Consider the following 13033-nt stretch of genomic DNA (forward strand, 5'->3'; position numbering starts at 1 on the left):
TTATCCGTGCTTCTTCGCTTCCACCGGCGGCGTGCCGTGGGTGTGGAAGGACTCGATCGTCTTCAGGCCCCAGGCCTGGCCCTTCTTGCGCTCCTCTTCCGTCCACACGATCGGCTTCCAGTCCGGCGCGAGGATGAGGCGCGCGCCGGCATTGGCGACCTCGACGCGGTTGCCGCCGGGCTCGTAGACGTAGAGGAAGAAGGTCTGCTGGATCGCGTGCTTGTGCGGGCCGGTCTCGATGTGCACCCCATTCTCCAGGAAGATATCTGCGGCGCGAAGAATCTCCTCGCGGCTGTCGAGGGCGTAGGTGACGTGATGGAAGCGGCCGGGCGTGCCAGAATGGTCGAGCGAATAGGCGAAATCGTAGCTCTTGTTCGACATGGTCAGCCACATCGCGGCTTCCCGGCCGTCATTGAGCACGATCTGCTCGGTGAGGCGGCAGCCAAGATAGTTTTCGAAGAACTCGCGATTGGCCTTGATGTCGACGGCCAGACAATTGAGATGGTCGAGCCGGCGGACATTGACGCCGCGCGCGGGAAAGCGCTGCGCCTGGTTCTTCAGTGCGGGTTTGAGCTCCGGCGGCGCTTGATACCATTCGGTCTCGTAATAGAGCTCGACGATATGACCATCAGGGTCGCGGCAGCGGAACGTCGGCCCCTGCCCCATGTCGCCGTCGATCCAGCCGATGTCGAAGCCCGAGCCCTTCAGCGCGGCGACGCGGCGCTCCAGCGCCTGTTGGCTGCGCGCGCGGAGCGCCATGTGCTCCATGCCTGATGACTTCGACGCCGTCAGCTTGAGCGAGTACCGCTCGTAATCGTCCCAGCCACGCAGATAGACTGACGCGCCCTTCTGCCCGCTCACCGTCATGCCCATGACGTCGACGAAGAATTTCAGGCTCTCGTCAGGCTTCGGCGTCAGCAGCTCCATATGGCCGAGATGGGCGAGATCGAGGATCGGTTCGGGCTGCACGGGTATCCTCCAAAGGCGTGGCGATCCGGTTCACGGAATCGCGCAATCGGGCGCGGGGCGCAATGCTTATGGGTGCGTCGGGCGGCACGCGGCCGCGGAATGATTTGTACTAATGTACAAATGATTAGGTCCCGTCAACAAACCAAAGCGGCCCCCCGTCCGCGATCGGCGCCGATCCCCGCTCCATACGGCGGTCCGGCCGACGGACTGCCTGAATGGTAAAATCTTGCTTAAGAGGATTTGGGCTCAAAAGCCCAACAAGGCATCATTTTCCGACCGATTCCGCCCACAAGTGTGCGTCCGGAACAAACCTATCGACCGAATTGTCGCGGATTTAACAAAGCGCCCACGCCTCCCGTTTAACCGTTTGTGCAGCCCCGACTCGCATAGTCAGGGTCAAACTCCTCGGACTTCTCAGGTTCATCCATCGTGACATCCTTTGGACGCGTGATTTCGGTACGCGGATCGCTCGCTCGGGTCGGGCTTCTGGCGGAAAGCCAGATGCCGATCTCGGAGGTTCGGGCGACCGTCGGCCGCTTCGTCAGCATCCGCTGCGCCAGCTCGGTCATCGTCGCCATGATCACCGAGGTATCCTGCGAGAACCTCTCGAGCAGCGACAATTTGATCGCGATCGCCTCGGTCGATCTGCTCGGCGAAATTCTCAACGCCGCTGACAAGGCCAAGTTTCAGCGCGGCGTCACTAATTACCCGACCATCGGCGATTCCGTCGACCTGATCACCAGCCAGGAGTTGCGCACGATCTACGCGCCGACCGGGTCGGACCAGATCAATGTCGGCTTCCTCCAGCAGGACCGTTCGGTCGTCGCCTATGTCGACATTGAGGAAATGCTTTCCAAGCACTTTGCGGTGCTGGGGTCGACCGGTGTCGGTAAATCGACCGGCGTCTCGCTGCTGCTCAACGAGATCCTGAAAGCGCGGCCGAACCTGCGCATCTTCCTGCTCGACGTGCACAACGAATATGGCCGCTGCTTCGGCGACCGCGCGCTGGTGCTGAACCCGCGAAACCTGAAACTGCCGTTCTGGCTGTTCAATTTCGAGGAAATCGTCGACGTGCTGTTCGGCGGCCGCGCCGGCGTGCCCGAGGAGCTCGACGTCCTCGCCGAAGTCATCCCGATCGCCAAGGGCATCTACACGCAATACCAGAACACCGATCGCCTCGGCCTGAAGCGCATCGACCCCAAGCAGATCGGCTTCACCGTCGACACCCCGGTGCCGTACCGCCTGGTCGATCTGATCTCGCTGATCGACGAGCGCATGGGCAAGCTCGAAAACCGCTCCTCGCGCATCATCTATCACAAGCTGATCTCGCGCATCGAGGCGGTCCGCAACGATCCGCGCTACGCCTTCATGTTCGACAACGCCAATGTCGGCGGCGACACCATGGCCGAGGTGATCAGCCATTTGTTCCGCCTGCCGGCCAACGGCAAGCCGATGACGGTGATGCAACTCGCCGGCTTCCCGGCGGAAGTCATCGATTCCGTTGTTTCGGTTCTTTGCCGCATGGCCTTCGATTTCGGCCTGTGGAGCGACGGCGTCTCGCCGATGCTGTTCGTCTGCGAGGAAGCGCACCGTTACGCCTCCGCCGACCGCAATATCGGCTTCGGGCCGACCCGCAAGGCGGTGTCGCGCATCGCCAAGGAAGGCCGCAAATACGGCGTCTATCTCGGCCTGATCACGCAGCGCCCCGCCGAGCTGGACGCCACCATCATCTCCCAGTGCAACACGCTGTTCACGATGCGCCTTGCCAACGACCGCGACCAGGCGCTGCTGCGCGCCGCGGTGTCGGATGCGGCTGCGAACCTGCTGTCCTTCGTGCCCTCGCTCGGCACCCGTGAGGTATTGGCATTCGGCGAAGGCGTCGCACTGCCGACACGGCTGCGCTTCAAGGAGGTGCCGCCGCACCAATTGCCGCGCGGCGAAGCTACCATCTCGAGTGTTCCTTCGGTCACCTCCGGCCATGACATGCATTTCGTCGGCGCCGTGCTCGAGCGCTGGCGCGGTGCCACCTCGCAGCGCGACGTCCCGAACGATCCGGTGTTCCAGGCGCCGCCGGCCAAGACGCTGGCGCCGGCCGAGACGCCGATGCTGCAGCCTTCGATGGGCCTCGATCCGGACCGCTTCTCGCTGCTGAAGAAGCCGCTGCGGTAGAGCCAGGCTCGCGCTGGATCGCCCGAATTGAATCGGGCGATGACAGCGCGCGTGGGGCACGTTGAGCCCGCCTCCCGCATCGACTATGGTTACCGGCCCCTAGCCGGAATCCATGCCCGGAATCCATGCCCATGACAAAGCCCGCGCAACGCTTCCCCGCACCCGCAATCGACAGCCTGCCTGACGACATCCGCACGCGCCTGCTCGCCGTGCAGGAAAAGAGCGGCTTCGTGCCGAACGTGTTCTTGACGCTGGCCTACCGGCCTGACGAGTTCCGCGCCTTCTTCGCCTATCACGACGCGCTGATGGAGAAGGATGGCGGACTCACCAAGGCCGAGCGCGAGATGATCGTGGTGGCGACGTCGGCGGCCAACCAGTGCCAATATTGCGTGATCGCCCATGGTGCGATCCTGCGCATCCGCGCCAAGAACCCTGTGATCGCCGACCAGGTCGCTATCAACTACCGCAAGGCCGACATCACGCCGCGGCAAAAGGCGATGCTCGATTTCGCGATGAAGATTTCGGCGGACGCGCAGCGGATCGCCGAGGAGGATTTCGCAAGCCTCGCCCCGCACGGCTTCAGCGACGACGACATCTGGGACATCGCGGCGATCTCGGCGTTCTTCGCGCTGTCGAACCGGCTGGCGAATTTCACCGGCATGCGGCCGAATGACGAATTCTACCTGATGGGACGACTGCCCAAAACATGACCGAGCTCGACTGGCCCGAAATCCTGCTGCGCCTCGGCGTTGCGACGCTTGCCGGCAGCGCGATCGGGCTCAACCGCGACCTGAATGGCAAGCCGATCGGGCTGAAGACGCTCGGCATTGTCGGCCTCTCTACTGCGACCATGGTGCTGCTCGCGCTGCAACTCTCCGAGCCCGGCAAGGTCGCCGATGCGACGAGCCGGGTGATCCAGGGCATTCTTACCGGCATCGGCTTCCTCGGTGCCGGCGTCATCGTTCATGAGAGCGATCGAATTCGCGTCCGTGGCCTGACCAGCGCCGCCTGCACCTTCCTCGCAGCCTGCCTCGGAATCGTGTGCGGCGTCGGGCAATGGAAGACCGTCGCGGTCGCACTGGCGTTAGCCTTTGTGCTGCTCACGATCGGCCGCCGCATCGAGCGCCATGTGCACCGCATGCTCGGCGGCAGGGACGAGCCCCACGAGGACCACCGGCAAACGTAGCGGTCTTTGCTCAAATCTTCCGCTCGCATATTGGTCTGACGCGCAGTTGCGAAAGTCCGCGACGGCGAGGCCGCCGCGGAGATGGAGCGGCGGCTCTCCTTGCGGGGTCCGCAACATCCGAAATGATGGCGCGAGAGCCTAGCGCTTGTCCATCAACGGAAGCGCCGGCGCAAAACGCTCGGCAAATGTCAGTGTTCTGGCCTGGTGAACAGCGGCAAACGACGCCGAAATTCCGACTGAGGCGACCGCGAGCAAGGCAATTACGAGAACGAGACGGCGCATTGCTGCCTCCTGTGTGAGCTCGACTACTCCCCATAGTTGGGGCGGCTTTGTTTCAGGACCACTTCGTGGGCGCGGAAAATGATGTCGCTCAAGCGGCTGTGATGAGATCCGGCTCGCAAAGTTGCAGGCCGTAAACAACTCATAGTAGTCGCCGTCGTCTTGCAGCGGGTGCGAGCGGTATCGGGGAATTTCACACCCGCGATCACGATCATGAGTCGCAAGACAGCCGCGACAAGCAGGATTTGCTCAACTGCGGAGTGTTTCGAGGACCAGTCAGATGAAAATCGTCATCCAAAGGCTCAATGGTCTGTGGCACCTCATCGTCGGATCGTCTCGGATCCGCACGCCCTTCCTGGAAACCCAGGATCGCGCGCTGGTCGTCACTTACGCCCGGCGTGTCTACCCCGGCGCCAAGATCTTCCAGCGCGACTGATGCGAGCCTCAGCGCCTCAATCGTCGTCCGCCGGGCCGCACCAGCCGGGCAGATAGATCCCATCCTTGCTCTTGGCTGCGGCCAGAGCCTTCTCCAGCGCCTTGTCGAAATTGGCATCGACCGCCTTGCGCGTCAGCTTGCGGCGCAGGAAGTCGGCCCACAGAAACTCGGAGAACGGCGTGGTGTCCTTGGCGAAGCCGCCCATGCGGCGGAGCTCACCGGCGAGACTGCGATAGGGATCGTCCTTGAGGTCGGCGACAGATTTCGGCAGATCGCGGAACGGACGACGCTCTCCCTTGGAGTCGTAGGGATAGACCCAGCGCTTGTTGTCCATCACGCCCCAGAACGCTTCGCGCTCGACCATGCGGAGATCGCCGACCACCGTGACCAGCACCTGCTTGATGCCCTCGTCGTGCAGCGCGCGGCCGAGATGATGGTGATCGATGACGTAATAACGCCCATCTGGGCCGGCGACGACGGGGATCATATGGGTACCAAGCAGGTCGGACTGCTTCTTCCTGCCGTGCTCACGCCAGCGCCTGCGCTTCTCCTTGACCTCACGCATGCCGACCGTCATCTGCGTCGGCCGAAGCGACAGGATCGGCACCGGGTGTACTCTCGGCTCGCGCGCGTTGCTGGTCATGGTCGAGGGCCTCTTCTCCGGTTGCAATGTGCGGTCCAGGTTCCCGATTATGCCATGGGCGTTGCGGCGGCAACATGCGTTCGGAGCAAGCGGCGATTGTTGTTGCAATGCAACCCGTGCGTCCCTGACGCCGGGATGACAACCCGCTCCGACGAGCGCTCGCCGCGCGCAAAACGGCGCTCGAAAAATGATCAGGAAAGATAATGCGAATGCGCAATGCACGTGCGCGGTGAGAAGATTTTCTGCAACCCCTGTGTCGCCTATGCTATCTAAAAATCGCTGCTTCGGAGTGATCCCCGCCCCATGAAATCCCAGCGGCCCATAACCTCGGACGACGAGCACCGGGTGCTCCAGTTCAGGCCGCGCACGACGCCGTCCCCTGTGGTCCACCGGGGCAGCGGCGTCGTACAGCCGCTGCACGCAGCAGCCCCCAAACCGCTCGACCTGTCGCGTTATGAGCAGCCCCGCAATGAGCCGGACGACTTCCGCCATCGCATGCTCGCCAACATCGCCGCGCTCGCCTTCACCATCGCGCTGACCGCGATCGGGATCTGGCTCGCCGTCAGCATCGCCGATCTGCGCCGGACCCAGGATTGCGTGCTGATGGGCCGGCGGGACTGCGTCAGGGTCACGACGCCGCACATCTAGGCAGGCCCTGTCGACAGGCTCCGGCGCCGGTAGCTCCCTGCTGGCTGGTCAGCTCGGCCGAAACCGCTCCGGACGGCATCCCCAGCCCTGTCCCCCACTCCCGTCCGGCTCCATTGAACTCAGGGCGGCGCTCCGATATACGGGCTTTCGATCCGTCCAGAGGGGGGTTAGAGGGCGTCATTCGGGGCGCGATGCCCACCCACCGTGCCACTCTGGGATATCTGACAAATACCAGCAATATATCAAAGGCTTAGTGATGTCCTCCACATTCGATCAGGTCGCTACGATCATCGCTGAAACCTGCGACATCCCGCGCGACACGATCACGCCGGATAGCCATGCCATCGACGACCTCGGCATCGACAGCCTGGATTTCCTAGACATCGCGTTCGCGATCGACAAGCAGTTCGGCATCAAGCTGCCGCTGGAAAAGTGGACCCAGGAGGTCAACGACGGCAAGGCGACCACCGAGCAGTATTTCGTGCTGAAGAACCTGTGCGCGCGCATCGACGAGCTGGTTGCCGCCAAGGGCGCAGGCGCCTAATCGGGCGATCATGCAACTCGAATACTTCCACATGATCGATCGCATCGTCGACCTCAACGTCGACGAGAAGAAGATCGTCGTCGAGGCCCAGGTCCCCAAGGAGAGCACCATCTTCGAGGGGCACTTCCCGGGGTATCCCCTGATGCCCGGCGTGCTGCTGATCGAATCGATGGCGCAGGCCTCGGGCTGGCTGCAGCTCGGCGTGCTCAAGTTCGAGCGCATGCCGATCCTGGCCGCCGTCAAGGAGGCCAAGGTCCGCGGCTCGGTGTTCCCCGGCGATCTCATGAGCATCGAGGCGACGCTGGCCCATGAGGGCTCTGGCTACGCCATGACCGAAGCCAAGATCCGGGTCGGCGGCAAGCTGCGCGCGAATTCGACGCTCACCTTCACGCAGATTCCCTTCCCCAATGCGGATATGCGCGGCTACATGGATTCGTTCGCCAAGCGCATCGGCTTTCCGCAACAGGCCGTCTCGCCATGACTGACACCACTTCGAAGCCGGGCCAGACGGAAGTCTGGATCACCGGTATTGGTCTTGCCACCTCGCTCGGCGAAGGTCTCGACGCCAACTGGGCCGCGCTTCAGGAGAGGCGCATCAATGTCGACGAGAAGGGCTTTGCGCCCTTCATCGTGCACCCGCTGCTGCCTGTCTCGTTCGACAGCCAGATCCCGAAGAAGGGCGACCAGCGCCAGATGGAAGCCTGGCAGCGCATCGGCGTCTACGCCGCGGGCCTCGCGCTCGATTCCGCCGGCATCAAGGGCAACAAGGATATCCTGTCGAAGATCGACATGGTGGTGGCCGCTGGCGGCGGCGAGCGCGATCTCAATGTCGACACCGGCGTGCTGACCGCCGAGGCCAAGGGCGCCAATGCGCCGGGCTTCCTCAATGAGCGCCTGATGAGCGATCTCAGGCCGACGCTGTTTTTGGCCCAGCTCTCCAATCTGCTCGCCGGCAACATCGCCATCGTCAACGGTCTCGGCGGCACCTCGCGCACCTTCATGGGCGAAGAGGTTGCGGGCGCCGATGCCGCCCGCATTGCGCTGTCGCGCATCGCCTCGGGCGAGAGCGACATCGCGCTGGTCGGCGGCTCGCACAATGGCGAGCGCAAGGACCTCATGGTCCTCTACGAATTCGGCGACTTCAATCTGAAGGACAAGTTCGCCCCCGTGTGGCAGCGCAAGGACCACGCCGGCTTCGCGCTCGGCTCGGCCGGGGCTTTCCTGGTGCTGGAATCGAAGGCGCACGCGGAAGCGCGCGGCGCAAAGCCGTACGCGAAGCTGTCGAGCGTGGTGACCGATCTGGCACGCCGCAAGCAGGACGGCGACATGGAAGCGACGCTGGAAAAGCTTTGGGACAAGCTGCCGAAGCGCGATGGCAAGGGCGCCATCATCTCGGGCGCAACCGGCGCGGAGCCGGCGACGTCGGAGGAACGCGGCTTCCTGAAGAAGCACGCCGACTTCCCGGTGCGCGCAACCGGCACGATGTTTGGCCACACCATGGAAACGCAATTCCCGCTCGGCATTGCACTTGCCGCACTCTCGATCTCGCGCGGCGCGCTGTTCCCGCCGAACGATTCGACCGGGACCGAGATTGAAATGCAGGGGGCGCCCACCCAGATTGTCGTGGTGGGAGCCGGACACTGGCGCGGCGAAGGCATGGCGCTGGTCGAGGCGATTGACTAGCTCTATCGGGGGATCGACATGACAGCACCACGCGACAAACTCGGGCGTCCCGTTGTCGTCGTCACCGGCATGGGCATCACGACCTCGCTCGGTGCCGGCAAGGCCGACAATTGGTCAAAACTGGTCGCGGGCGAATCCGGCATTCGCACCATCACGCGCTTTCCGATCGACGGCCTGAAGACTACGATGGCCGGCACGGTGGATTTCGTCAGCGTCGATCCGTTCTCCTCCACCGGTCTGTCCGAGCGGATGGCCGAGCTCGTCACCCAGGAAGCGCTGGAGCAGGCCGGCATCGGCGGCAAGGGCGATTTTCCGGGTCCCCTCTTTCTCGCCGTTGCGCCGGTCGAGGTCGAGTGGCCGCAGCGTCGCGAGCTTGGCCGCGCCGTCGGCGCGCCTGACTTCACCTATGACGATCTCTTGCGCATCTCCGGCGGCGGCAAGTACAGCGCCTATCACCACCGCTTCATGTTCGGCTCGGTCGCTGCCCACCTCGCCGAAACCTTTGGCACCAAGGGCTCGCCGATCTCGCTGTCGACGGCGTGCGCATCCGGAGCCACCTCGATCCAGCTCGGCGTCGAGGCGATCCGCCGTGGCGAGACCGATGCCGCGCTGTGCGTCGCCACCGACGGCACCGTGAATCCGGAAGCGCTGGTGCGTTTCTCGCTGCTCTCGGCGCTGTCGACCCAGAACGATCCGCCGCAGGCGGCCTCTCGCCCCTTCTCTAAGAACCGCGACGGCTTTGTCATGGCCGAAGGCGCAGGCGCGCTGGTGCTGGAGAGCTATGAAGCGGCGACCGCGCGTGGCGCAAAAATCCTCGGCGTGATCGCCGGCTGCGGCGAGCTCACCGATTCCTTCCATCGCACCCGCTCGTCTCCTGACGGCAAGCCGATCATCGGCTGCATGAACAAGACGCTGGCCGATGCCGGCATGACGCCGGACCAGATCGACCACATCAATGCGCACGGCACTGCGACGCCGGAGAACGACAAGATGGAGTACAACACGACATCGGCCGTGTTCGGCGATCTCCTGCAGAAGATCCCGGTCACCTCCAACAAGTCGATGGTCGGCCACACCATCTCGGCCGCGGGCGCTGTCGAGGCGATCTTCTCGCTGCTGACGCTCGAGCATCAGCGCATCCCGCCGACCATCAACTACGACAATCCGGATCCCACGATCCTGTTCGACGTCGTCGGCAACAAGGCGCGCGATGCGCGTGTCACCGCGGTGATGTCGAACTCGTTCGGCTTCGGCGGCCAGAACGCCTCGCTGATCCTGACTCGCGAACCGGCCTGACCGGACGCATGGCGCTGCTTCCTGCGAGCACGAAGGCCCGCGCGCGGGAGGCTGCAAAATCCATCAGCGGCGGCCTGATCGGTGCCGCCACCGTCGGCCTGCTCCGCACCACGCGCTATTTCGATCCGGTCAAGACCTCGGACTTTTTCGCGCGCGTCACCAAGCTGATCGGCCCGCGCCTGCGCGAGCATCGCATCGGCCGCGCCAACCTCGCCGCGGCCTTTCCCGAGAAGTCACCGGAAGAGATCGAACAGATCCTGATGGGCGTGTGGGACAATCTCGGCCGCGTCGGCGCCGAATTCGCCCATATGGACCATGTCTGGGACTACGACCGCGAGCATCCGGAACGCAGCCGAATCGAACTACCGCCACGCACCGTCGAGCTGTTCGATCAGATCCGGGACGACGGCAAGCCGGCGCTGATCTTCACGTCCCATCTCGCCAATTGGGAACTGCCGGCGATCGCCGCCGTCGCACACGGGCTTGATGCCGCAATCCTCTATCGCCGCCCGAACATCGCCTCTGCCGACCGCATCATCCAGGAGATGCGCCAGGTCAACATGGGCACGCTGATCCCGGCGGGGCGCGACGCGCCGTTCCGGCTCGCGCAGGCGCTGAAGGACGGCAAGCACGTCGCGATGCTGATCGACCAGTATCTGACCGGCGGCGTCGAGGTCACCTTCTTCGGCCGCAAGACCCGCGCAAATCCGATGCTGGCCCGGCTCCTGCGCCAGGTCGAATGCCCGATCCACGGGGTCCGCATCATCCGCCTGCCCGGCGGCCGTTTTCGCGGCGAACTGACGCAGGAGATCCCGCCGGTGCGCAACGCCGACGGCACAATCGACGTCCAGGGCACGACGCAGGCGATCACGAGCGTAGTGGAGGGCTGGATCCGCGAGCATCCCGAGCAGTGGCTATGGCTGCACCGGCGGTGGCGCTAGCGGCAACTTGAACCGAAGTTGCATACAGTCCATTATTTTAACACGCGATATCTGTATCAGCTAGCGAATCGAACTTTTTAGGCGTTCCGACAACGACCTGACATCGCCCCCAACAGCCGGTCTGGAGCAGCATGACCCATCCCTGCCGCGTCCTCATGATCTATCCGAGGTTCGTTCCGAACTCGTTTTGGAACTATACGGAAGCCTGCGAACTCGTCGGCGCGAAGTATCCGGCTGCGCCACTCGGCCTGATCACCGTCGCCGCCATGTTGCCGAAGCATTGGGACATCCGTCTCATCAACCGTAACACCGAGTCATTGACGGACGCGGACCTCGACTGGGCCGATCTCGTCATGATCGGCGGCATGCTCAACCAGCAGCCTGATGCGATCCACCTGATCGATCTCGCCCATCGGCACGGCAAGCCGGTCTGTGTCGGTGGGCCTGACGTCTCCTCCAGCCCGCATCTCTATGCGGATGCGGACTTCCAGGTGATCGGCGAGGCCGAGCAGATCATCGAGCACTTCATCGCCGCCTGGGACAAGGGCGAACGCAACGGCGTGTTTGTCGCGGAGAAATTCAAGGCCGACGTCACGCTCAGCCCCATGCCCCGCTACGATCTGCTGAACTTCGATCACTACCTCTTCATTGGCGTGCAATATTCGCGCGGCTGCCCGTTCACCTGCGAGTTCTGCGATATCATCGAGCTGTATGGCCGCGTGCCGCGCACCAAGACCAACGATCAGATTCTCGCTGAGCTGCAGGTGCTCTACGATCGCGGCTATCGCGGGCATGTCGATTTCGTCGACGACAATTTCATCGGCAACAAGAAAAACCTCCGCACCCTGCTGCCACGGCTCAAGGACTGGCTGGAAGAGCACGACTATCCGTTCGAGTTCTCGACCGAAGCCTCGATCAACATCGCTGACGACAGCGAGCTGTTGCAGGCCATGAAGGACGCGAATTTCTTCGCGATTTTCGTCGGCATCGAGAGCCCGGATCCGGAAACGCTCGTGCAGATGAAGAAAAAGCAGAACACCAGGCGCAATATCGCGGAGTGCGTCCACAAGATCTACAGCTACGGCATGTTCGTCACTGCCGGTTTCATCGTCGGGTTCGATACCGAGAAAGCCTCGATGGGCCAGGCCATGATCGACTTCATCGAGGAGGCGAGCATCCCGGTCTGCATGGTCGGACTGCTCTATGCGCTGCCCGGCACGCAGCTGACGCGGCGGCTGGCCGCGGAAGGCCGCCTGCACCAGGGCCATGACCTGATGCTTGCCGAGCAGGCGGGCGATCAATGCACGCTCGGCTGCAATTTCGACACCAAGCGCCCGCTTCGTGACGTGCTTGCCGATTACAAGGCCGTGCTCGGACACGTGTACAGTCCCACCGCCTACGCAGGACGGCTGTCGCGTCTCGCCGCCATGCTCGACCGCTCCGACCGGCGCCGCGAGCTGCCGGATGGCGACGTGCGCAAGAGACTCGGCGGCATCGAAAGCGTGCACAAGATCATGCAGGCCCTGCCGGAGGTCCGCGAGCCGTTCTGGAAGACCTTCGTCGAGATCGCCAAGACCAATCCAGGCGCGCTGCGTTACATCGTGATGCTGATGGCGCTGTACATGCATCTCGGCCCGTTCGCCAAGCGCGTGATCGGTGAGATCGACCGGCGCATCGCCGAGCTGGACGACATGCCTGCGGTGAGGGTCGCGGGAGTTAAGCAGGCGCGAGCGCCGGTATAGCTAGACCCACTGACCGCGATATTCGCGGATCCAGCCCTCGATCACCGACGTGGCCGCCGGCGTCTACGCGGGTGCGCAGCCACCGTCACTTCCCCGTCTTAACCCTGGTCCAGAGCCGGTTGATGATGCGCGGGATCGCGGGCGAGACGCGCGCGAAGGGCGCGCAGGCGCTGCGGACGGCAAGCACGTCGCCATGCTGATCGACCAGTATCTGACCGGCGGCGTCGAGGTCACCTTCTTCGGCCGCAAGACCCGCGCCAATCCGATGCTGGCGCGCCTCTTGCGCCAGATCGAATGCCCGATCCACGGCGTCCGCGTCATCCGCAAGCCCGGCGGCCGCTTCGCCGCGGAGCTGACGGAAGAAATTCCGCCGGTGCGCGACGCTGACGGCAAGATCGACATCCAGGGCACCACGCAGGCGATCACCAGCGTGGTGGAAGGCTGGGTGCGCGAGCATCCCGAGCAGTGGCTGTGGCTGCACCGGCGGTGGCGGTGAG

General features: G+C 63.7%; 13 protein-coding genes and 1 pseudogene. 12 read left to right on the plus strand and 2 right to left on the minus strand.

Annotated elements, in window-relative coordinates; translation table 11 throughout:
• Positions 1–969 carry a catechol 2,3-dioxygenase gene (locus JJC00_RS24155; protein WP_200468406.1) on the minus strand — a complete coding sequence of 323 codons (969 nt, stop codon included), beginning with the start codon at positions 967–969 and terminating at the stop codon, positions 1–3.
• Between the two features lie 429 nt (positions 970–1398).
• Between JJC00_RS24155 and JJC00_RS24160 the strand changes: the two genes are divergently transcribed.
• The 4 genes from JJC00_RS24160 (at position 1399) to JJC00_RS24175 (ending at position 5039) form a co-directional block, all read left to right on the plus strand.
• Entirely contained in the window at positions 1399–3138 is a 1740-nt protein-coding gene (locus JJC00_RS24160) for an ATP-binding protein (RefSeq protein ID WP_200468407.1), read from the plus strand.
• 131 nt (positions 3139–3269) lie between these two features.
• Complete coding sequence (locus JJC00_RS24165) at positions 3270–3848, plus strand: peroxidase-related enzyme (protein WP_200468408.1); 579 nt, start codon at positions 3270–3272, stop codon at positions 3846–3848.
• Positions 3845–4324 (plus strand): MgtC/SapB family protein, encoded by a 480-nt coding sequence (locus JJC00_RS24170; protein ID WP_200468409.1) that lies wholly within the window; start codon positions 3845–3847, stop codon positions 4322–4324. Before JJC00_RS24165 ends, JJC00_RS24170 begins: the two co-directional genes overlap by 4 nt.
• A gap of 559 nt (positions 4325–4883) precedes the next feature.
• Positions 4884–5039 (plus strand): hypothetical protein, encoded by a 156-nt coding sequence (locus tag JJC00_RS24175; protein ID WP_200468410.1) that lies wholly within the window; start codon positions 4884–4886, stop codon positions 5037–5039.
• 16 nt (positions 5040–5055) lie between these two features.
• On the opposite strand, the gene JJC00_RS24180 is transcribed toward JJC00_RS24175, so the two are convergent.
• Positions 5056–5682, minus strand: coding sequence for a ParB-like protein (locus tag JJC00_RS24180; RefSeq protein WP_200468411.1), 627 nt, complete (start codon positions 5680–5682; stop codon positions 5056–5058).
• A 303-nt stretch (positions 5683–5985) separates the two neighbouring features.
• On the opposite strand from JJC00_RS24180, the gene JJC00_RS24185 reads away from it, so the two are divergent.
• From JJC00_RS24185 to JJC00_RS24220, 8 genes and pseudogenes are all read left to right on the plus strand, one after another.
• Positions 5986–6330 (plus strand): hypothetical protein, encoded by a 345-nt coding sequence (locus tag JJC00_RS24185; protein WP_200468412.1) that lies wholly within the window; start codon positions 5986–5988, stop codon positions 6328–6330.
• 256 nt (positions 6331–6586) lie between these two features.
• The gene (locus JJC00_RS24190) at positions 6587–6874 is read left to right on the plus strand and encodes an acyl carrier protein (RefSeq protein WP_094974763.1); all 288 of its coding nucleotides are present in this window, start codon (positions 6587–6589) and stop codon (positions 6872–6874) included.
• A gap of 10 nt (positions 6875–6884) precedes the next feature.
• On the plus strand, positions 6885–7355 hold the full coding sequence (locus JJC00_RS24195) for a 3-hydroxyacyl-ACP dehydratase FabZ family protein (RefSeq protein WP_200468413.1): 471 nt from the start codon (positions 6885–6887) through the stop codon (positions 7353–7355).
• Positions 7352–8557: a beta-ketoacyl-ACP synthase gene (locus tag JJC00_RS24200; RefSeq protein ID WP_200468414.1), complete on the plus strand. Its 1206-nt coding sequence runs from the start codon at positions 7352–7354 to the stop codon at positions 8555–8557. The genes JJC00_RS24195 and JJC00_RS24200 overlap by 4 nt, the downstream gene beginning before the upstream one ends.
• A gap of 18 nt (positions 8558–8575) precedes the next feature.
• Entirely contained in the window at positions 8576–9853 is a 1278-nt protein-coding gene (locus JJC00_RS24205) for a beta-ketoacyl-ACP synthase (protein WP_200468415.1), read from the plus strand.
• 8 nt (positions 9854–9861) lie between these two features.
• Positions 9862–10794 (plus strand): lipid A biosynthesis lauroyl acyltransferase, encoded by a 933-nt coding sequence (locus JJC00_RS24210; protein ID WP_200468416.1) that lies wholly within the window; start codon positions 9862–9864, stop codon positions 10792–10794.
• A 131-nt stretch (positions 10795–10925) separates the two neighbouring features.
• Positions 10926–12536, plus strand: coding sequence for a B12-binding domain-containing radical SAM protein (locus JJC00_RS24215; protein ID WP_200468417.1), 1611 nt, complete (start codon positions 10926–10928; stop codon positions 12534–12536).
• 169 nt (positions 12537–12705) lie between these two features.
• Positions 12706–13032: pseudogene (locus JJC00_RS24220) on the plus strand (lipid A biosynthesis lauroyl acyltransferase); the annotation flags it as partial.
• Position 13033: the final 1 nt, after the last annotated feature.

Origin of the sequence: Bradyrhizobium diazoefficiens, assembly GCF_016616885.1 — a bacterium.
Taxonomy (GTDB): Bacteria; Pseudomonadota; Alphaproteobacteria; order Rhizobiales; family Xanthobacteraceae; genus Bradyrhizobium; species Bradyrhizobium diazoefficiens_F.